Origin of the sequence: Streptomyces lasiicapitis (assembly GCF_014646335.1) — a bacterium.
Classification (GTDB): domain Bacteria; phylum Actinomycetota; class Actinomycetes; order Streptomycetales; family Streptomycetaceae; genus Streptomyces; species Streptomyces lasiicapitis.
Genome location: NZ_BMNG01000028.1, coordinates 32100 through 51664, shown reverse-complemented (window position 1 = coordinate 51664; position 19565 = coordinate 32100). Strand labels below are relative to the sequence as shown.

General features: G+C 70.6%; 13 protein-coding genes and 1 pseudogene. 8 read left to right on the top strand and 6 right to left on the bottom strand.

Annotated features, from left to right (window positions below):
* The first annotated feature begins 240 nt into the window (after positions 1–240).
* Positions 241–4476, top strand: a complete 4236-nt coding sequence (locus IEY91_RS40055) for a glycosyl hydrolase family 18 protein (protein WP_189177713.1) — start codon at positions 241–243, stop codon at positions 4474–4476.
* Positions 4477–4698: 222 nt separating this feature from the next.
* Entirely contained in the window at positions 4699–5601 is a 903-nt protein-coding gene (locus tag IEY91_RS40050; RefSeq protein WP_189177712.1) for a CAP domain-containing protein, read from the top strand.
* A gap of 44 nt (positions 5602–5645) precedes the next feature.
* On the opposite strand, the gene IEY91_RS40045 is transcribed toward IEY91_RS40050, so the two are convergent.
* Together IEY91_RS40045 and IEY91_RS40040 are read right to left on the bottom strand one after the other, a co-directional pair.
* The gene (locus tag IEY91_RS40045; protein ID WP_189177711.1) at positions 5646–8609 is read right to left on the bottom strand and encodes an AfsR/SARP family transcriptional regulator; all 2964 of its coding nucleotides are present in this window, start codon (positions 8607–8609) and stop codon (positions 5646–5648) included.
* Positions 8610–8791: 182 nt separating this feature from the next.
* Positions 8792–11749, bottom strand: coding sequence for an AfsR/SARP family transcriptional regulator (locus tag IEY91_RS40040; RefSeq protein ID WP_189177710.1), 2958 nt, complete (start codon positions 11747–11749; stop codon positions 8792–8794).
* A gap of 406 nt (positions 11750–12155) precedes the next feature.
* Between IEY91_RS40040 and IEY91_RS40035 the strand changes: the two genes are divergently transcribed.
* Positions 12156–13913, top strand: coding sequence for a chitinase (locus IEY91_RS40035; protein WP_373288127.1), 1758 nt, complete (start codon positions 12156–12158; stop codon positions 13911–13913).
* Positions 13914–14079: 166 nt separating this feature from the next.
* Here the strand turns inward: IEY91_RS40035 and IEY91_RS40030 are convergent, their stop codons facing one another.
* On the bottom strand, positions 14080–14226 hold the full coding sequence (locus IEY91_RS40030) for a hypothetical protein (protein ID WP_189177709.1): 147 nt from the start codon (positions 14224–14226) through the stop codon (positions 14080–14082).
* Positions 14223–14786: a hypothetical protein gene (locus IEY91_RS40025; RefSeq protein WP_189177708.1), complete on the bottom strand. Its 564-nt coding sequence runs from the start codon at positions 14784–14786 to the stop codon at positions 14223–14225. Before IEY91_RS40025 ends, IEY91_RS40030 begins: the two co-directional genes overlap by 4 nt.
* Before the next feature lie 71 nt (positions 14787–14857).
* On the opposite strand from IEY91_RS40025, the gene IEY91_RS40020 reads away from it, so the two are divergent.
* A complete protein-coding gene (locus tag IEY91_RS40020) occupies positions 14858–15079 on the top strand; it encodes a hypothetical protein (protein WP_189177707.1) in 222 nt (73 codons plus the stop codon).
* A 56-nt stretch (positions 15080–15135) separates the two neighbouring features.
* Positions 15136–15888, top strand: a complete 753-nt coding sequence (locus IEY91_RS40015; protein ID WP_229697706.1) for an ASCH domain-containing protein — start codon at positions 15136–15138, stop codon at positions 15886–15888.
* 56 nt (positions 15889–15944) lie between these two features.
* Here IEY91_RS40015 and IEY91_RS40010 read toward each other — a convergent pair.
* Positions 15945–16382 (bottom strand): annotated as a pseudogene (locus IEY91_RS40010) (transposase); the annotation flags it as partial.
* A 186-nt stretch (positions 16383–16568) separates the two neighbouring features.
* Here IEY91_RS40010 and IEY91_RS40005 point away from each other — a divergent pair.
* Both IEY91_RS40005 and IEY91_RS40000 read left to right on the top strand, forming a co-directional pair.
* Positions 16569–17162, top strand: coding sequence for a TetR/AcrR family transcriptional regulator (locus IEY91_RS40005; RefSeq protein WP_189177705.1), 594 nt, complete (start codon positions 16569–16571; stop codon positions 17160–17162).
* A 260-nt stretch (positions 17163–17422) separates the two neighbouring features.
* Positions 17423–18157 carry an SDR family NAD(P)-dependent oxidoreductase gene (locus IEY91_RS40000; protein ID WP_189177704.1) on the top strand — a complete coding sequence of 245 codons (735 nt, stop codon included), beginning with the start codon at positions 17423–17425 and terminating at the stop codon, positions 18155–18157.
* A 193-nt stretch (positions 18158–18350) separates the two neighbouring features.
* On the opposite strand, the gene IEY91_RS39995 is transcribed toward IEY91_RS40000, so the two are convergent.
* Positions 18351–18980 carry a TetR/AcrR family transcriptional regulator gene (locus tag IEY91_RS39995; protein ID WP_189177703.1) on the bottom strand — a complete coding sequence of 210 codons (630 nt, stop codon included), beginning with the start codon at positions 18978–18980 and terminating at the stop codon, positions 18351–18353.
* 90 nt (positions 18981–19070) lie between these two features.
* On the opposite strand from IEY91_RS39995, the gene IEY91_RS39990 reads away from it, so the two are divergent.
* A complete protein-coding gene (locus tag IEY91_RS39990) occupies positions 19071–19493 on the top strand; it encodes a DUF4345 domain-containing protein (RefSeq protein WP_189177702.1) in 423 nt (140 codons plus the stop codon).
* Positions 19494–19565: the final 72 nt, after the last annotated feature.

The window sequence follows — 19565 nt, the reverse complement described above, 5'->3', positions numbered from 1 at the left end:
CGAACCATGCCCGGATCCGAGCGGCCAGGGACCGCATCCTGGCGGGCCGCCCCGAACGCTCCAACGGCGCGCTGACCATCGTGGCCCTGGCCGTCGAAGCCGGCGTCCCCCCGACGGGCGTTGGCCCGCGACGTTCATAAGACGTTGATCTATCAAGGATCGCTCTCCAGCAGTCTTCACCGCGGGCGCGTCCGCGCCCGGAATCGGCAAGAAGACCGGCAAGAAGAAGGGAGCGTCCCTGTGCGTAAGAGACGCACGGCGGCTGCCTGGTGCGCCGCACTGGCCTTAGCCCTGCTCGCGACCCCCGCGGTCGCGGCGGACGGCCCGGAGGGGCCCACCAGACCCGACCGCCCCGAGAAGCCGCGGCCACCGGCGGCGGCGAAGGCGACCGGCGGGGCGGGGGCCGCCTCGGCGACGGCGGGCACGGAGGCCGCTGCGAGCGAGGACGAGGGGCCGCCGACGGACGGGAAGTTCTACATCCAGAACGCCCGCAGCGGTTATCACATGTCGGCGACCAACAACCCGGTCGCCACCCATCACCCCAAGGGCAACGAGGACGAACAGCAGTGGGAGTTCGCCCGGAACGCCGACGGCACGTACAAGATCAAGAACCCGGACCGGGACGGGCAGTGCCTCGCCCAGCAGAGCGGCGACCGGCTCGGAGTCGAACCCTGCGACAACACGCAGACGGACTGGGAATTCCGGCACCAGAAGGGTGACCAGTACCGCATCCACGAGCCGGGTTCGGAGCGCAGATTGTGGGGCGGGGAGGACCACGACTCTCCGCTCTGGGTGGACTCCAGCGATCCGAACCCCGAGGAGCAGAAGCACGAGCAGAAGCAGGACTGGTACATCACGCCGATCAACCCACCGAAGTCACCGATGCCGTCGGATCCGAAGCTCGACGACGTGACGTTCCTGACGACGCACAACGCGTTCTTCAACTCGGAGGACTCGCCGCCGATCGCGATGCCCAACCAGCCGCACTCGGTATCGCGCCAACTCCGGGACGGCGTGCGGTCGGTGATGCTCGACGGGTACTACGCCAACGGGCGCGTGCGGATGTGTCACGGCGGCTGCCTGGGCGGCGAGTTGAGCTCCACCGTGACGTTCTCCAAGATCTTCGAGGACATCGTCGCCTATATGAAGGAGGACAAGGAGGCGGTCGTCACCGTCTTCCTTGAGGACTACACGACCGCGGAGCAGTTGGAGGAGGAACTCGGTGACGACCTCGCCCCCGGCACCGACGCGGCCAAGATGGTCTTCCGGCCCGACGCCGAGAACGTGAAGGAGAAGGGCTGGCCGACCGTCAAGTCCATGGTCGACTCGGGCAAGCGCCTGCTGCTCTTCACCGGCGACGGGAAAGCCGAGGACAAGAGGAACGGCAAGAACAAGCTGGGGTTCATGTACGAGCAGCCCTGGATCGTGCAGAACCACTGGTCGATGGGGCGGGGCCTCGGCACCGCCGACTGGAGCTGCTACAGCAGGTGGGGGGCTCCGCTCCTCCAGGAGGACAAGAACTTCCGGCGCCTGTACGTGATGAACCACTTCCGGAGCGACCCGCTGAAGCAGACGTACATGACGGACAACGCGAAGCTCCAGAACCGCGCCGAGAACTTCTGTGCGCCGGCGGCCCGTAAGAAGCCGAACTTCCTCGCCATCGACGGATACAAGGACGGCGACCCGATGGCCGCCGTCAACGCTCTGAACAAGTACACGTACCACGGCGACACCCCCGGCATGGGCGGCACGCCAGAGACCCCGCCGTCCACGGGCAGCGCCGGTGACCCCGTCGACAACGCCACCGACGACCGCTCCGCCAAGCCCTCCACCTCCGGCCCGCACGACCGGTGCCGCCCCGAAGGGCTCGCCGCGACGAAGGGCGTCGGCACCCCGTACTGCAAGGTGTACGGCGACGACGGACGCGAGTGGCTCGGCGGCAACGGGCACGACAAGCGGGTCGTCGGCTACTTCACCGGCTGGCGCACCGGCGCCAAGGGCGATCCGCGCTATCTGGCGAAGAACATCCCCTGGTCGAAGGTGTCGCACGTCAACTACGCCTTCGCGAGCGTCGACGGCGGCGACCGGATCTCTGTTGGTGACACGGACGACCCGAAGAACCCGGCGACCGGAATGACCTGGCCGGGCGTGCGCGGGGCCGAGATGGACGACTCACTCCCGTACAAGGGCCACTTCAACCTCCTCAACCGCTACAAGAAGAAGCACCCGCAGGTGAAGACGTTGATCTCGGTCGGCGGCTGGGCCGAGACGAAGAACTTCTACACCATGGCCACCAACGCCGACGGCTCCGTCAATCAGGCGGGCATCGACACCTTCGCCGACTCGGTGACGGGCTTCCTCGACCGGTACGGATTCGACGGCGTCGACATCGACTACGAGTACCCGTCCGCGCTGCCCGACAGCGGCAACCCAGCCGACTGGGAGCTGTCCAATAGCCGCCGCAAGGGCCTCCAGGCCGGTTACAACGCGCTGATGAAGACCCTGCGCGAGAAGCTGGACCGCGCGGGCGCCGACAAGGACCGCTACTACCTCCTCACCTCGGCGGGCTCCGCCTCCGGCTATCTCGTACGCGGCTACGACGCGGGCCAGGCCCTCCAGTACCAGGACTTCGTGAACGTCATGTCGTACGACCTGCACGGCTCCTGGAACAAGTACGTCGGCCCGCAGGCGCCGCTGTACGACGACGGCAAGGACGCCGAGCTTGCTGCCGCGAACGTCTACGGCGAGAAGGAGTTCGACAAGACTGGCTACTTCAACGTCGACTGGTCGTACCGCTACTACCGGGGCGCGCTGCCGCCCGGCCGCATCAACCTCGGCGTCCCCTACTATACGCGCGGCTGGCAGAACGTGAGCGGCGGCAGGGACGGTCTGTGGGGCACCTCGTCCCTTCCCGACCAGGGCGCCTGCCAGCCCGGCACCGGTGAGAAGGGTGACTGCGGCCACGGCGCCGAGGGCATCGACAACGTCTGGCACGACCTCGGCACCCGGGGCGAGGAGGTCGCCTCCGGCTCCAACCCCCTGTGGCACACGCGGAACCTCCAGGACGGCATCACCCCCGGCTACCTCCCCTCCTACGTCGACACCGACAAGGAGTCCGGCAAACTCAAGGGCACGTACACGGAGAAGTACGACGACACGCTCAAGGCGTCGTGGCTGTGGAACGCCGAGAAGAAGGTGTTCCTCTCCACGGAGAACGACGCCTCGATCGACGCCAAGGCGCAGTACGTCAAGGACAACGGCATCGGCGGCGTCATGCTGTGGGAGCTGGCGGGCGACTACACCAAGCGCGCCAACGGCGAGTACGGCATGGGGTACGACGTCACCAGCCGCCTCGACGGGGCGCTGCACGGCTCCGGGGGCTACAAGACGGAACGTGCCGGTGACACTCCCCTCCCCGACGAAGTCGTGGACGTCTCCGCCGAGTTCGTCGACTACCCGACGGCCGAGGGCGACCTGTGGCCGATCCAGCCGAAGCTGCGCATCACCAACAACACGGAGCGGACCCTCGGCACCGGCACCGAGATCTCCTTCGACCTGCCCACGTCCACCTCGCCCCTGCTGAAGGATGAAGCGGGCACGGAGCTGAAGGACGCGGTGAAGCCCGGCCGTTCCGGCCCCAACGTGGGCGGCCTGAAGGCCGACTTCCACCGCGTGACCCTGAAACTCGGCTTCTGCGAGGCCATCGCGCCCGGCAAGTCCCACGAGATCGGCCTCAAGTACTACCTGCCGGTGACCGGCCCCGCGAACATCACCGTGTCGACCGGCGACCACACGTACGGCTCCGTCCAGGACGACCGCAAGGGCGTACGGACGGTCGAGCCGGACACCGGCGGCGCCGGGGAGTGCAAGGCACCGGAGTGGCAGCGGGGCACCCCGCACGGCAAGACGGTCGGCCGGACCTTCGCCGCCTGGGACAAGGGCGACAAGGGCTGGCAGTTCGAGTACCAGGGCAACCTGATGGACCACCACCCCGGCGAGAACCGCGCCCACCTGGTGGAGCCGCAGGACGGCAACCCCAACCAGCTCTGGACCCCCCGCAGCGCCGGGAACGGCTGGTACACCATCCAGAACGCGGGCAAGTGCCTGACCGCGAACGGAGCCCGCGAGGACATCAAGGTGTCCGGCTGCTCCTCCTCGGAAGCCCAGCGCTGGCACTTCATCCCCATCGACCCGGCGACGGGGTCGGAGGGCTCCCCCTCCACCCCCGCCCACGGCAAGCTCTTCACTCTCCGCTCGGCCGGCGGCAAGGACGTCGAGGCCGCCTTCGGCGCCACGACTCCCAACACCCACCTGTGGAGCGGCAACACCGCCGACCCCGCGACCGGCGCCTACGTCTCCTGGAAGGGGTCGTACTGGGCGGCGTCCTGGTACACGACCGTCGAACCGGGCACTTCGGAGCGGGACAGCCAGGGGAAGGAGGTGTTCCCTTGGCGGAAGTTGGGGCGGGTGAGCTGACGCTTCCCTGAGGTCCTGGCCGGACCGTGGCGCCCGCGCTTGCTCCGCGGACGCCACGGTCCGGCGCGTCGCGGTACCTGCGGGCGAGGACGAGCGCACGAGCGGCACGAGTGGCATTTATGGGGCGTTGATCAGCCCTTGATCGCCTGTTCCTAGCCTCCTCGAGACAGAGACCCGGGTGACAGCACCGGGGTCGCGATGCGAGGCAGAGGACGGGCCACCATGAGGAAGTCGCTGAGGAAGCCGCACGTTTGGGGCACGTTGACCCTTGCCGTCATAGGCGTCACCGCCATGCCGTCCACGGCGCAGGCGGCTCAGCTGCAGGGGCAGGTCGTCGGGCTCGGGGGCAAGTGTCTCGATGTCCGCGGCGGCAGCACCGGCAACGGCACCCCCGTACAGATTCACACCTGCAACAACACCGAGTCCCAGAGATGGACGTACAACGAAAAGCCCGGTGAGGTCGGTGCCACGATGACCGCGTTCGGCAAGTGCCTGGACGTCGCGTCCAGTGGCACCGCCGACCGTACCCCCGTACAGCTGTGGGACTGCAATGGCTCGGCTGCCCAGAAGTGGGTCCGCTACCAGGGCGACGTCCTCATCAACCCGCAGTCGAGCAAGTGCCTGGACGTCACCGGCGGGAACCCGGGAGACGGCACCCCGGTGCAGCTCTTCACCTGCAACTTCACGGCGTCCCAGGTCTGGAAGTGGGGCTCCGACCAGGGCCAGAAGCCGCCCGCCGGACTGGAGCGGCAGGTGTTCGACCTGGTCAACAACTACCGTGTGCAGCACGGCAAGGCGCCGCTCCAGTACGACGACGCCGTCGCGCGTACCGCGCAGGACGAGGCCGACGAGCAGGCCCGTCGCGGCCAGCAGGGCCACTGGACCTTCGCCAACATGAGGGACTCGCTGAAGAAGTACGGCTACCCCCGCCCGATCGGCAAGATCAGCGAGAACGCCGCCGGTGCCCGGGGCTTCTGGAAGGACGCCCCTTCGGTGGTCGACGCGTGGATCAAGGAGCCGCTGCACGAGCAGAACATCCTGGACGACGACATCAAGTACACCGGCGTCGGCGTCACGGTCGACTCCAACGGCACCCACTGGTGGGCACAGGACTTCGTCAGCTGAGGTGCGGCCGGCAGGGCCCGGTCCGGCACAGAGCCGCACGTCCTCTACGGCGAGATCCCCCTGCCGCGCCGCGCGATGTCGTCCGCGTCGGGCAGGCCGAGCTCGCGGAAGACGCTCTCCGCGCGGCGGTAGTGCTCCTGGGCCCGGTCGGCGTCGCCCTGGGCCCGGTGGGCGTGGCCGAGCTGTGCGAGGGCGCGGGCGAGGATGCCCGCGTCGCCGCGCGCCTCGGCGATGTCCCGTGCCCGCGCGGCGTGTTCGGCGGCCTCCACGGGCCGTCCCGAGAGGTTGTGGGCCTCGGCGATCGCGCCGAGCAGGAGGCCCTCGCGGAAGCGGGAGCCCGTCTCACGCCACAGGCCCAGGCTCTCGTGCAGGCTGTCGAAGGCCTCGGGCGTCCGCCCCGTCCGCAGGCAGACCTGGCCGAGGTTGTGCAGCGCGTTGGCCTGACCCGCGACGTCCCCGGTCGCCCGGGTGACGGCGACGGCCTCGCGGCAGTGCGCAAGGCCCTCATCGGCCCGGCCGGTGGCCAGCAGGGCCAGGCCGAGGAAGCCGAGCGCGTTCGCCTCCATGCTGCGGCTGGCCAGGGCCCTGCAGTGGGCCAGTGCCTCGGTCAGCATGGCGTGCGCTGCGGTGAAGTCGCGCACGGCAAGCGCGCCTCCGCCGCGTGATATCAGGACGCGGGCGAGCAGCGTCCGGTCCCCGGCCTCCCGGCACAGCTCGATGGCCCGGTCCAGGGAAGGGGCGCCGAGCCGCATGGCGAAACGCTGCTGCACGGAGCCGCCCAGCATGTACAGGGCGCGTGCTTCCGCGGTGCGGTGGCCGGCGGCGCGCGCGGCCTCGGCCAGGGTCCGGGCGGCGCGTTCGATGCCGTAGGGCTGCGCGCCGAGGCGGCCGAGCGGGTCCGCAGCAAGCAGCAGGTCCGCGCAGGCGGCCAGCGACAGAGAGGCGTCGCCCGCCGCCTGCTCGATGAGCCCCAGGAGCGACGTCTGCTCGTCGAGCAGCCAGGCGGCGGCCTCCTGCGGTCCTGTGAAGTCCAGGCCCTCGGAGCGCAGCGGAGCCACGTGCCCGGGGAACGCGTCGTCGGGCAGCGATGCCCGGTGGGCGCCGAGGGCGGTGGCGAGGCAGAACTCAAGCAGGCGGGTGAGTGCGGCGGTTCGCTCGTGGTCCGGCACTTCGGCGCATGCGGTCTGACGGGCGAAGAGCCGGAGCAGGTCGTGGTAGCGGTAACGGCCGGGGGCGACCGACTCCAGCAGGCTCAGGTCGACCAGTGACTCGCACAGCTCCTCCGCCTCCCGCTCCGGTCGGGCGAGCAGCGCCGCGGCGACGGGCACGCTCAGTTCGGGTGTCTCGGGCAGGGCGAGGAGTCGGAAGGCTCGGACGTGTTCGGCGTCAAGGAGTTCCATGCCGAGCCGGAAGGTCGTCTCCACGGCGGTGTCCTCCGTCGTGAACGCGTCGAGGCGGCGCCGCTCGTCCGCGAGGAGCGCGGCGGTCTCCGCGAGCGTGTGGTCCGGACGGGCGAGCAGCCGGGAGGCCACGATGCGGATGGCGAGCGGCAGATGGCCGCAGGCGTCGAGCACCTCGGCGGCGGCTTCCGGCTCGGCGGACACGCTCTGTTCGCCGGCGATCCGGGTCAGCAGCTCCAGGGACTCTGTCCGCGCCATGGGCCGCAGGGCCACCAGGGTGGCCCCGGTCAGGCCGGCGAGCCGGGAGCGGCTGGTGATCAGCACCGCGCTGCCGGGTGTGCCGGGCAGCAGGTCGCGCACCTGGGCCGGGTCGCGGGCGTTGTCAAGGACGATGAGCACCTGCCGGGTGGCGAGCATGGAGCGGTAGAGGGCGGCCCGCTCCCCGGGCAGCGTCGGGAGGTGACCGGCGCGGACGCCGAGGACGCGCAGGAAGCGGCCAAGGACCTCCATGGGCTCCGCGGGCCGGGTGTCGGTTCCCCTCAGGTCCGCGTAGAGCTGCCCGTCCGGGAAGCGGTGGCGCATCCGTTGGGCCACGTGGACGGCCAGGGCGGTCTTGCCGATGCCGCCCATCCCGCTGATGGAACTGATGGCGACGATCCGGTCTTTCTCCAGTGCGGTGCACAGCCGGTCGGCCTCGTCGTCGCGGCCCGTGAAGTCGGCGGTGTCCTGGGGCAGTTGAGCCGACCCGTAGGGCCGGTCCGGCGGCCTCAGCCCGGCCGCGTCGCCCGCCTGCCGCCCGCGTCCGGCGGTGAGGATCTTCTGCTGGAGCCGTTCCAGGCCGGGACCCGGGCGGGTGCCCAGCTCCTCGGCGAGCGCGCGGCGGACGTGCGCGTGGACGTCGAGCGCGTCCGCCTGCCGTCCGGCATGGTGCAGCGCTGTCATCAGCAGCTCGTGGACCCGCTCGCGCCACGGGTGTTCGGCGGCCAGCACGCGCAGCGGACCGATTGCGTCATCGTGCCCACCGAGCGCGATCTCGGCCTCCCAGCGGGCCTCGACCGCCGACAGGCGCAGCTCCTCAAGGCGGGCGCGCTGGGCCTCGGCGTACGGTCCTGGCACGCCGGCGAGCGGCATGCCGCGCCACAGGTCAAGGGCGGAGACGAACAGTGACCGCGCCCGTTCGGGCCGGCCGTCGGCCCAGGCCCGCCGTGCCTCGGCCGTACGGAGCTCGAAGACCGTCAGGTCGACGTCCTCCGGGGCGGCGCGCAGGGTGTAGCCGTCGCCCGTCGTCAGCAGTGTGCGTGCGGCGGCGCGGGGTGCCCGGCCGGGCTCAAGGAGTCGACGCAGGGTGAAGACGTGGGTGCGCAACGACCCCAGCACGCCGAGCGGGGCGTCGTCGCCCCAGACCGCGGCGATCAGTTCCCGGGTGGACACGTGAGTACGCGCCCGTAGCAGCAGGACTGCGAGCACCGCCTGCAGCTGAGGCGCGCCGACGGACACCTCGGCCGACCCGTCGTGCATGCGAAGGGGACCGAGAACGGTGAAGCGGTGGGCGGCGGTTCGCCCGGAATCGCCGCCGGAGGAGTGGCCGGGCGAGGCAGTGGGGGGCATGGGATGTCTCCGAATGACGTGAGGGCCAGGTGGCGTGAGGGCCGGGTGACGTGAGGGCCAGGTGGCGTGCGGACATTTTGACGAGGGAGCCTTTTGACGAGCGGTCACGGGAGGGAGGACCACCCGTGACACCCGTGCCGCCGTGACGTGTTCGGCACGCGAGGGGAGCAGGCCGCTCTCGTTCAGGGGCCCAGTGCCGGTTCGGCCCCGTCCTGGCGCCCGGGCCCGGCGCCGAGGAGAGCGAGGAGGTCGTCGGCCTCCGGCATGCCCAGGCGGGCGCAGATCTCGTGCGCGGTACGCCGGTGCGCCCGGGCACCGTCATGGTCCCCGAGTCCGACGAGGGCGGAGCCGAGCACGGCCAGGGCGTGGGCGCGGCCGCGGTCGTTCCTGACCTCCTCCAGCGTCGCGACCGCGGTCCGGGCCAGCTGGGCGGCCTCCTCGGCGCGGCCGGTGGCGAGCCGGTTCTCCGCGAGCCGGGAGAGGGTGAGCCCTTCCCACAGCCGGTTGCAACGAGCGCCGAAGAAGGCCAGCGCCTCGGTGAGGCGTGCGGCGGACTCGGCGGTCCGCCCGGCGGCGCCGAGCACGACGCCCAGTTCGTACAGTGCGAACCCCACCCGACGACCGTTGCCCAGACCTTGATGGAGCACCAGGGCCTCCTCTGCGTCCGCGACCGCCGGGGCCGTCTCACCCGCCGTCTGGCGCACCCGGCAGCGCGCGCCGAGGGCGTTCGCCTCGCCGAGCCGGTCGGCGTGTGCCCGGAAGACCGCCAAGGCCTCGGTGAGGAGGGCGCGGGTCTCGTCGTGGTGGCGCAGGTGATACAAGCAGCGGGCCAGCAGCACCAGGGCATCGGCCATGACGAGCGCGTCACCGGCCGCGCGGCTCTCAGCCACCGCCTGGCGGTAGACCACGACCAGTTCGCGGAGGCGGGCCGCGTAGTAGTGGCCGTGGCCGAGGGCCAGGTAGGCACGGCCCGCGCTGCGCCGGTCGCCCAGGCGGAGCGCCGCGGCGACCACTTCCTCGGCCGCCTGCTCGAACTCCGGCCCGGGGCGCCCGCGTTCCAGCAGCCCCTCCGTCATGAGCAGCAGGTCGGCGGCCGGGGCGAGGGCGCCGTCGGGGGCCTTGGCTGCCTGGCGCACCGCCGCGACCAGGCATGGCGCCTCCTGGGCCAGCCAGGCGCCGGCTTCCTCGGCCGTGGCGAACGAAAGGCCGGGGACCGTCGCGGTCATCCCCAGGCGTTCGGCCCTGTCGAGGGCGCCGGGGTACGAGGTCCGCACCGTGGACACCAGGAACTCCAGCAGGCGGCGCAGGGCGGCAGCCCGTCCCTCCGGGGACTCCTCCGCGCTCGCGCGTCCACGCGCGTAGAGACGCAGCAGGTCGTGGTAGCGGTAGCGGCCGGGGGCAACCGACTCCAGCAGGCTCAGATCGACAAGCGACTCGCACAGCGCCTCGGCCTCCGGCTCCGGCAGGCCGAGGACGGCGGCCGCGGCGGCGGACGAGACGTGCGGGCCATCGGGCAGGGCGAGCAGCCGGAAGGCGCGCCGCTGGTCCGGCCGGAGCTGGGCGTGGCCGAGCGCGAAGGCGGCCTCGACGGTCAGGTCGGCGACGCGCAGTTCCGCCAGGCGGTGCCGCTCGTCGGCGAGCCGGCCGTGCAGCGCGCCGAGCGGCCACGCGGGGCGTGTGGCAAGGCGGGCCGCCACGATCCGTACGGCCAGCGGCAGGTGGCCGCAGGCCGACACAAGGCGGGCGGCGTCGTCCGCCTCAGCTGCGACGCGGGCCCGGCCCATGACCTTGCCCAGGAGTTCGAGTGCCTCACCCGGGGTCATGACGTCGAGGTCGACCAGGCGCGCGGACGCAGGACCCACCGGCTTGGCACGGCTGGTGACCAGGACGGCGCACGAGGGCGGCCCGGACAGGAAGGGCCGCACCTGCTCGGGGCCGTGGGCGTTGTCGAGGAGGATGAGCACGCGGCGCCCAGTCAGCCGGGCGCGGAACAGCGCGGAGCGTTCCGCCAGGCCCTCGGGTATCGCGGCGTCGTCCACGCCAAGGGCTCGCAGAAACGACCCAAGGACGGTGGCCGGGTCGGCCGGGTGGCCGCCGACGCCCTGGAGGTCCATGTAGAGCTGTCCGTGCGGGAAGAACTCCCGCACCCGGTGCGCGACGTGCACGGCGAGGGCGCTCTTGCCCACCCCGCCGGCTCCGGACACCGCCACCACGGCGGCGGCCCCGGGGCGTTCGGACGACAGCAGCGTGCACAGGTCCGCCACGAGCGCGGCACGGCCGGTGAAGTCGGCGAGGTCGCCCGGGAGTTGGGCGGGCAGCGGCGGCGCGGCCAGGTCCGGGAGCCCGGTGCTGCCTGTGGCGTCAGGCACCGTGAGCAGATCCCGCGCCTCGGCGAGGTCGCGGCCGGGATCGAGCCCGAGCTCCTCGCTCAGCAGCAGGCGGGCGTTGTCGTAGACGGCGAGCGCTTCGGCGGACCGGCCGTCACGGTGCAGCGCCTGCATCTGGAGGGCGCACAGCCGTTCGCGCAGGGGATGGTGTGCGGCCAGGCCGGTGAGCTCCGCGAGGACCAACTGCGGGCCGTCCAGTTCCAGATCGAGCTCCAGGCGGGCTTCGAGGGCCGTCAGGCGCTGGTCGGCGAGCCGGGCGCGGTGCGCGTCCATGGCCGCGCCGGGGATGCCCGGCAGGGGGTCGCCCTGCCAGGGCTCCAGCGCGAGGCGCAGCCGGGCGCGGGCCTCCGCGAGCTGTCCGGCCGCCCGGGCCCGGCCCGCCGAGGCGACGTGATCCTCGAACCGGGCGAGGTCCACGGCCTCCCGCGGCACGTGCAGCGCGTAGCCGTCGGCGACGGACACCAGGACCCGGGGGGACTCGCCCGCGCCCCGCTCCGGCTCAAGGAGCTTGCGCAACCGCGAGGCGTACGTCCGCAGGGTCCCCACCGCGCGGGGTGGCGGGTTCCCGCCCCACAGCGCCTCCACGAAGTCGGCCACCGAGGCGGCCTGCTCCTGACGCAGCAGCAGCACCGCGAGGAACGCCTGCTGCTGCGGGGAGCCGAGCTCCAGCTCCCTGCCGCCGCGCCACGCACGCAGCCGACCGAGCAGCGCGAACCGCAGCCCGGTGTCCCCGGTGAACATCTCCCGCCCCACCCCGTTGATGCTTTCAGGCGCACATGCCGTACGGCGGGCCGGGCCCCGTCTTCCCGCCGGGCGCTCGGCACGTCGTCCCCCCGGCGTGCGCTGCCTTGGATCCTACCTGCGGCAAACCATCACTTAACGCCACCGGGCCGCCATCGGAGGCATGCCTCACATACAGGCGGACGCCGCGCCCCCCTGCTCCGCGTGCTCGACAGCGGAGAGTCAAAGTGCCTCGGTCCGGCCGACGACGTCGCCGAGGTCACCGCCGCCCAGGTCCGCCGAGTGGCCGAGTGGTCCGCCGCAGGTTCTCCTCTCCGGAGGTCTTGACAACTCGATTGGTCTGGACCAACTATGCGCGCAACAGCGGTGGCCACCGTCGTCGCTTACGTGCTTCACCTCTCCCTCCAGGAGGCACCCCGTGGACCGTGTGCGCCAGGACAGACCCGGCGTCCGCCGGAGAATCAGCGCGGCAATGGCCGTCGGCGCGGCCGCCGCGCTCGCCGTCACCGCGCTCGCCGCGCCCGCGCCCGCGCAGTCGGCGGACACCAACGCGGCCGACACCAAGGCTGCGAGCACCAAGGCGGCGGACGTCAACGTCGCCAAGAACGCCGGGTTCGAGGCGGACCTGAGCAACTGGACCTGCGCCGCGAACAGCGGTGCCGCCGTCACGTCCCCCGTGCACGGCGGCGCGAAGGCGCTCAAGGCCACCCCGTCCGGCCAGAACACCGCCGAGTGTTCCCAGATCGTCGCGGTGAAGCCGAACTCGACGTACAAGCTGAGCAGTTGGGTGCAGGGCAGCTACGCCTACCTCGGCGCCCGCGGCACCGGCACCACCGACGTGTCGACCTGGACGCCGGGCACCTCGTCCTGGCAGCAGCTCTCCACGAGCTTCACCACCGGCGCGAACACCACCTCGGTCACCGTGTACACACACGGCTGGTACGGGCAGAGCGCGTACTACGTGGACGACGTGAGCGTCTTCGGACCCGACGGGGGCGGCGGCCCCGACCCGGTCGAGATACCGCCCGTCCCGGCCGGCCTCGCGGCGGGCACGGCGACGCCCACGTCGGTGGACCTGTCCTGGACGCCGTCGTCCACGGCGACGGGGTACACCGTCTACCGCGACGGCACAAAGGTCGCCTCGGCCAGTGGCGCCTCCACGACCGTCACCGGCCTCACGCCGGAGACCACGTACAGCTTCCAGGTGAGCGCCTCGAACGCGGCGGGCGAGTCGGCGAAGTCGACGGCGGTGTCCGTACGGACCCCCAAGGGCGACGGTGGCGGCGACGGCACCGTGCCCCGGCACGCGGTGACCGGCTACTGGCAGAACTTCAACAACGGCGCGACCGTGCAGAAGCTGCGGGACGTGTCCTCGCAGTACGACATCATCGCCGTGTCGTTCGCCGACGCCACCCCCACTCAGGGGCAGATCACCTTCAACCTGGACCCGGCCGTCGGCTACGCCTCCACCGCCGACTTCAAGGCGGACATCGCCGCGAAGAAGGCCGCGGGCAAGTCCGTGATCCTCTCGGTCGGCGGCGAGAAGGGCACCATCTCCGTCAACAGCGACGCCTCCGCGACGGCATTCGCCAACAGCGCCTACGCGCTGATGCAGGAGTACGGGTTCAACGGCGTCGACATCGACCTGGAGAACGGCATCAACCCCACCTACATGTCGAAGGCGCTGCGCCAGCTCTCGGCGAAGGCGGGCCCGAAGATGGTGCTCACGATGGCACCGCAGACCATCGACATGCAGTCCACGTCCGGTGGGTACTTCCAGACGGCGCTGAACGTGAAGGACATCCTCACGGTCGTCAACATGCAGTACTACAACAGCGGTTCGATGCTCGGCTGTGACGGCAAGGTCTACAGCCAGGGCAGCGTGGACTTCCTGACCGCGCTCGCCTGCATCCAGCTGGAGGGCGGCCTCGACCCGTCCCAGGTCGGGATCGGCGTCCCGGCGTCGACGCGCGGCGCGGGCAGCGGTTACGTGGCCCCGTCAGTCGTGAACAACGCCCTCGACTGCCTGACCCGCGGCACCGGCTGCGGCTCCTTCAAACCGTCGAAGACGTACCCGTCGCTGCGCGGCGCCATGACGTGGTCGACGAACTGGGACGCGACGGCGGGCCACGCGTGGTCGAACGCCGTCGGCCCGAAGGTGCACGGCCTTCCGTAGGGAACGAACGACCCGGAGGGGCGGACGGACCGAACCCGGTCCGTCCGCCCCTCCGGGCGTGTGCGGGCCGGGCCGCCCCAGTTCATGGCAGACGCGGTTCACGTTGAGCTGAGCGGGCGGGCGCAGGCAGAAGCCCTGGAGGACGGCACGCGGATCTGCGGCCTCCTCAACGGCTCCTGCCCTGTTGGCGGTTGGCCGGCCACCGCGGGGCGAGCTCGGAGATCAGGTCGGAGGCGCCGAGCAGCCGCACCTGCCGGGCGCGCACGGGCGGAGTCCCGGTCAGCGCGCTGCTTGTCCGGGTGGGCTCGGTCATGCCGGGTGCTCCTGCGTGTCGGTGGTGGGGGCGGGCGTGGTCTTGTTGTCGAGGATGTCGTGGGCGAGGGAGCGCTGGGTGGCGGCGGCGCGCTTGTGCTCGGTGCCGAGTGGGGCCTCGGCGTCCGCGAGCCGGTCGTAGGCGCGGGCCTGGGTGAGGTGGTTTCCAGCCCATGCGGCCCGCTTCTCGTCGGCCGCCTCGGTGCCGAGGGCCTCGTAACAGGCGTTGCGCGCCGCGGTGTTGGCGTTCTTCAGAGCCTGGATCTTCCTGCGGAGCCGGTCGGCCGTGACGCGCTGGTCCTGGGCGGCGCGGCGGGCTTCGGGGTCGGCGAGCGAGGCGAGGGCGGCGCTGTCCACCAGTTGCTCGGCGAGGCGGGCCACGTACAGGGCATCGCGCAGCACGGCGCCGTGGTCGGTGGCCGGGTAGGGCCGGCCGACGTTGCGCAGCACGGCTTCGGCGATCTCGGCGAGGCTCTGCACGCGGGCCAGGAGGGCCTCGTCGAGCGGGGTGAGCGGCAGGCGCCGCTCCGCGTCGGAGATCTTGTCGTCGCTCTGGGACATGCCGTCAAGGTATTCCTGACAGCCAGGACCCGTCAGGAGACCCCCGACAGGCCCTTCTTGTGGGCCCCACCATGTCCGCACAGGCCGCACCGCCCTGGCTCCACGGCGTCCTGCCCACCCCAACCCCCGCCGAGGCCATCCGCATCGTCACCGGCGCCCAGGGAACCTCCAGCCCCGACCGGTTGACCGCCTATGAGGGCCCCCTGCGCGCCCAGGACGACTGGATCAGCGCGCTTCTGCTCGGCTTCCTCTTCCTCGGACAGGACCGGCTGCGGCTCTACCAAGTGCTGTGATGCGAACGTTCACCGGGTTGCACGGCTTGGGGACGTGTATGAGTAGTGTCTGTTGGATGGACAGCACGATGCATCTGCCGACGGAAGAAGATATGGAGCTGGTCGAGTTCGCCCAGCGCGTTGTTGAGGCCAACGGTGACGGTGAGGTGCACACCGTCGGGGCAGCCGTGCGAGACGCACAGGGCCGGATGTTCGGTGGTATCAACCTTTATCACTTCACGGGCGGACCTTGCGCGGAGTTGGTGGCGCTCGGGCATGCGCGCGCTGCGGGAGCACGTGACCTAACAGCGATCGTTGCCGTCGGTGACACGGGGCGCGGCGTGCTCGCGCCGTGTGGCCGGGACCGGCAGGTCCTGCTGGACTACCACCCGGGTATCCGCGTCCTCGTGCCGGCAGCCGACGGCATTCGCAGTGTCTCGATCACCGATCTCCTGCCTCATGCTTATGTCTGGGGGGAGCAGTCCGCAGCGTCCGACGGAGCGCTGTGCTCGGCCGCGATGCAGGCCCTGCATTTCCATCGCAGCTATCTCGATGCTGTACGCACTGGGCGGAAGACGACCACGGTACGGTTCCGCGACCCAGTGGAGACGGGCCCGGTGAACATGGTGTTCGAGTTGGATGACGAGGTAGTGCTGTCCGGTGTGGTCACTCAGATCACTTCCAAGAGCGTTGCCGAGTTGACGGAGGCGGACGCTGTCGCCGACGGGTTTCGTGATCTCGCCGAGCTGCAAGACAGGCTGCGGTTCCACTACCCCGACATCAAGTCGACCGATGACGCCACCATCGTTCACTTCCGTCTGACGCGTTGACTGCATCCGCCATCGAGCGAGCGAGGCGATCGGCCTTGCGCATGCCGCTCCTTGTGAGCCTCAATGGGGTTGGCCCAGGACGCGTAGGTCGGGGTGAAGCAGAGCTCGACCTTGTTCTTGGCCGCCCACCGCTTCATCCGCCAGTTCGTATGGGCGGAGAGGTTGTCGAGGATCACGTAGATCGGAGCGCCGTCCGGACGAGCGGCCCGGATCGCCCGTATGGCCGCCCAGGTGTGGTCAATGCCCTTGCAGCGCCGGTTGACACCCCACATCTGGTCGTCGCCGACGGAGTAGCAGCCGTGGAAGCGGTTGTGGACGGTCGACCAGGCGCCGAACTGCACCGGCATCTCCCGCCACTGCCCGCCCGTCCTGAACCGCCAGATCACACCCTCGAACTGTTGCCGCAGCCGCTCGGGGTACGGGCCGTACTCACCGACCGGCAGGTGCTGCTTGATGAACTCCCGTTCCGAATCCGTCAGTTGTACTCGCGTCATCGAGGAACGTCTACCGGTCCGGGGCCTGCCGCCGCGAAGGCAAATCTCGCAGATTGACCACGACGTGATGCGCGCCCTGGCACTCCAGCACCGGTTTCCTGCTGGACTTTTCCCGAGCTGAGCCGGGCATATTGCGGCCCGGAGTCCATTGTGGCCCATGCGGTCCAGAACTTGTATTGTGCGGGTATGCCCAGACCTCGTGAGTTCGATGAGAATCGTGTGCTTCTCGCTATCCGTGACGAGTTCTGGGACAAGGGCTACGCGGCGACATCGATGGACGACCTGCTGCGCGTGAGCGGGCTGGGCAAAGGCAGCCTCTACGGGGCGTTCGGGGATAAGTACAGCCTGTTCCTGCGGGTGCTGCGCGACTACGACGACGCGAACCTGCTGATGCTGCGCGAGCGTCTGGTTTCCGCGGCGCGGGGGATCGACGTGGTGCGCGAGTTCGTACTCGGCCTGACCGGCGATCCGACGGGGGCAGTTGCGCGTCGGGGTTGCCTGCTGGCCAACAGCAACGCCGAGCTTGCCGCCAGCACTCCGGACGTCGCAGCCGAGGCTCGCCGCAGCTACGACGCGATCGCCACCGTCCTCACCGCGGCGCTGGAGCGCGCCCAGGACGAAGGCGACCTCGACCCCGACATCGACCCTTCCGGGACGGCTCGCGCGGCCCTCGTCGCGCAACTCGGCCTCGTCGCTCTCGGGCGCACCGGCATGGACATCGGAGCACTCACCGTGACAGCCCAGTCCACCCTGGCACGGTTGCTGCCCACTCCGGCGTAGTAGCAGCAACGCACCGGCCGACCTGTACCGCCACGGCCTGCAACCGGCTCCCAACCCTGGGGCGCGCCCTGAAGCTGTGCGCTGCGGCTCCCATCGGAGGGCCGCGCTCCGCAGGCCGGACTCCTGCGCGCTGCCAGTCGTCAGGCGACTCGAATCGCGCCCCGGCAGCCGGGTAGCCCCGATACCGAAGCATTCTTGACTGCTTGGTCCATATCGGGGAAGGTTGTGGACGCGACAGTCCATAACTTGAAGGAGGCGGCATGGCCGTCTTGGAAGACAAGGTCGCCGTGGTCACCGGGGCCAGCACCGGCATCGGGTTCGCGACCGCGCGCGCATTCCGCGACGAGGGCGCCACGGTGTTCATCACCGGTCGCCGCAAAGACGCGCTCGACGCCGCGGTTGCCGAGCTCGGACCTGGCGTGACCGGCGTGGTCTGCGATGCTTCGGTGCCCTCAGAGCTCGATGCGTTCTACAGCACCGTGCGCGACCAGGCCGGACGCATCGACGTGTTGGTCGCCAATGCCGGCGTCGGCACCGCGGCGCCGTTCGGCGAGGTGACGGAAGAGCTGATCGACTCGGTGTTCGCCACCAACGTCAAGGGAACGATCTTCACTCTCCAGCAGGCGCTGCCGCTGCTGAGCACAAACGCTTCGGTAATCCTGACGGGTTCGACCGCTGCGACACGGCCCAACCTGGGACTTGAGGTCTACGCAGCGTCGAAGGCCGCAGTCCGCACGCTCGCCCGCGGCTGGGCTCTCAGCGCGCGCACCCACGGCTTCCGGGTCAACATCGTATCCCCGGGCGGTACGCGCACCTCTGGTCTGCTTGAGCTGGTCACACCCGAGATGCTCAAGCAGGCCGAAGGCGCTGTTCCTCTCGGCCGGCTTGCCGAGCCCGAGGAGATCGCCGCCGTGACGACGTTCCTCGCCTCGGACGCGTCGAGCTACGTCAACGGTGCCGAGTTCTTCGCCGACGGTGGATACGCGCAGGCATGAGCGCTCTCGTAGGCGCCGAACGACAAGACACACGCGAGCTACCTCTCCGGCCTCTACCATCGCGCCTCGATGATCTGGCTTGTGGAACGTCACGTAATTCCCCGCCGACAGCGTCCTCTTCCGCATCCAGACCGTTCGAGCCCAACCCGCTGGCAGCGCGTCGGGCTCGCTGCACGTGTCGGCAAGGCAGGCCTTAGGCGCCTGTGCCGGGCCCTTCCCGCAGCCAGTCGGGGGCCGGGTCCTCGGCAAGGAGCGGCCGCAGGGCGCCGAGAGCTGCGCCGATACAGACGTCGCGCAACTGGGTGCGGGTACAGGTCTCGTGGGTGAGCCAGTCGACGCACAGGACCCGGACGAAGACCAGCCAGCTCTTCAGGACGCCGGACACGGCCTCGCGGGCACTCTCGTCCGCGAGTGGGAGTACGGTCAGCAGCCGCCCACGGAGCGCGTCCAGCTCGTTCGTCATGATCGTCTGGATCACCGGGTCCCCCGCGAGGACCCGGTTCGCGGCGAGGACGGCGTTGCGGTTCGCCACGAAGTAGTCGAGATGGACATCCATGCCCTGGACGAGCTGTTCCACCAGGGAGTCGGTGGGGTCGAAGCGCGTCTCGGCGAGCAGCTGGTCCGCCGCCTGCTGGTAGACGGCCGCGAACAGGGCGTGCTTGCTGGGGAAGTGGCGGTAGAGCAGGGCCCGGGAGACGCCGGCCTCTTCGGCCACCTCCTCCATCAGCACGTCGGCGTACGGGTGTGCGGCGAAGAGCCGTGAGCCGACGGCGAGGAGTTGGGCGCGGCGGCCGGCAGGGGTGAGTCGCTGGCGGGGAGGCATGAATGAAGCTTAGTTGACATGCATCTACTAGCACGTCAGTGTAGTAGACGCATGTCAACTAAGCTCCGCCAGGAACGGCTTGGAGGGACTATGACCAGGGCTCTGCGCACACTCACACAGCTGATGGGCTGGGCCTGTGTGGCGATCGGCCTGTTCCACGTGGCACTCGGCAACGCGGCGATCCCCGGGGCCGGTTCCGCCGGGGCGACGGTCGACAGCTGGGGCCGGTTCATGGGGGCCATCTTCGTCGGCTACGGCCTGGCCTGGCTCTGGGCCGCACGGCAGCGCCCGATCCCGTCTCAGGCGGTGCGGTTGCTGGCCGGCATTTTCCTGCTGGGTGGCGTGGGCCGGGTGCTCTCGCTCGCCGTGCACGGCTGGCCGCAGTGGTTCCAGATCGCGCTGGCGGTGATCGAGCTCGGCCTGCCGCCGGTCTTCTTCTGGCTGGCCGACGCAGAGGAAGCAGAGGAACGGGCCCCGCGAGGCGACGTGGAGGCTGCCTCCGCCGATCGATGAACGCGCGTGAGCTCGCCCCAATCCCACACTTGGGCGAGGAAGCCGGGCGTTGTCGGTGGGGAATTGCGGGCT

What these genes read in the sequence shown, in the direction of transcription:
- IEY91_RS39995 (WP_189177703.1), bottom strand. Translation starts at nt 18,980, where the DNA reads ATGCCTCCCCGCCAGCGACTCACCCCTGCCGGCCGCCGCGCCCAACTC.
- IEY91_RS39990 (WP_189177702.1), top strand. Translation starts at nt 19,071, where the DNA reads ATGACCAGGGCTCTGCGCACACTCACACAGCTGATGGGCTGGGCCTGT.
- IEY91_RS40015 (WP_229697706.1), top strand. Translation starts at nt 15,136, where the DNA reads ATGGACAGCACGATGCATCTGCCGACGGAAGAAGATATGGAGCTGGTC.
- IEY91_RS40020 (WP_189177707.1), top strand. Translation starts at nt 14,858, where the DNA reads ATGTCCGCACAGGCCGCACCGCCCTGGCTCCACGGCGTCCTGCCCACC.
- IEY91_RS40045 (WP_189177711.1), bottom strand. Translation starts at nt 8,609, where the DNA reads ATGCCCCCCACTGCCTCGCCCGGCCACTCCTCCGGCGGCGATTCCGGG.
- IEY91_RS40030 (WP_189177709.1), bottom strand. Translation starts at nt 14,226, where the DNA reads ATGACCGAGCCCACCCGGACAAGCAGCGCGCTGACCGGGACTCCGCCC.
- IEY91_RS40005 (WP_189177705.1), top strand. Translation starts at nt 16,569, where the DNA reads ATGCCCAGACCTCGTGAGTTCGATGAGAATCGTGTGCTTCTCGCTATC.
- IEY91_RS40000 (WP_189177704.1), top strand. Translation starts at nt 17,423, where the DNA reads ATGGCCGTCTTGGAAGACAAGGTCGCCGTGGTCACCGGGGCCAGCACC.
- IEY91_RS40050 (WP_189177712.1), top strand. Translation starts at nt 4,699, where the DNA reads ATGAGGAAGTCGCTGAGGAAGCCGCACGTTTGGGGCACGTTGACCCTT.
- IEY91_RS40025 (WP_189177708.1), bottom strand. Translation starts at nt 14,786, where the DNA reads ATGTCCCAGAGCGACGACAAGATCTCCGACGCGGAGCGGCGCCTGCCG.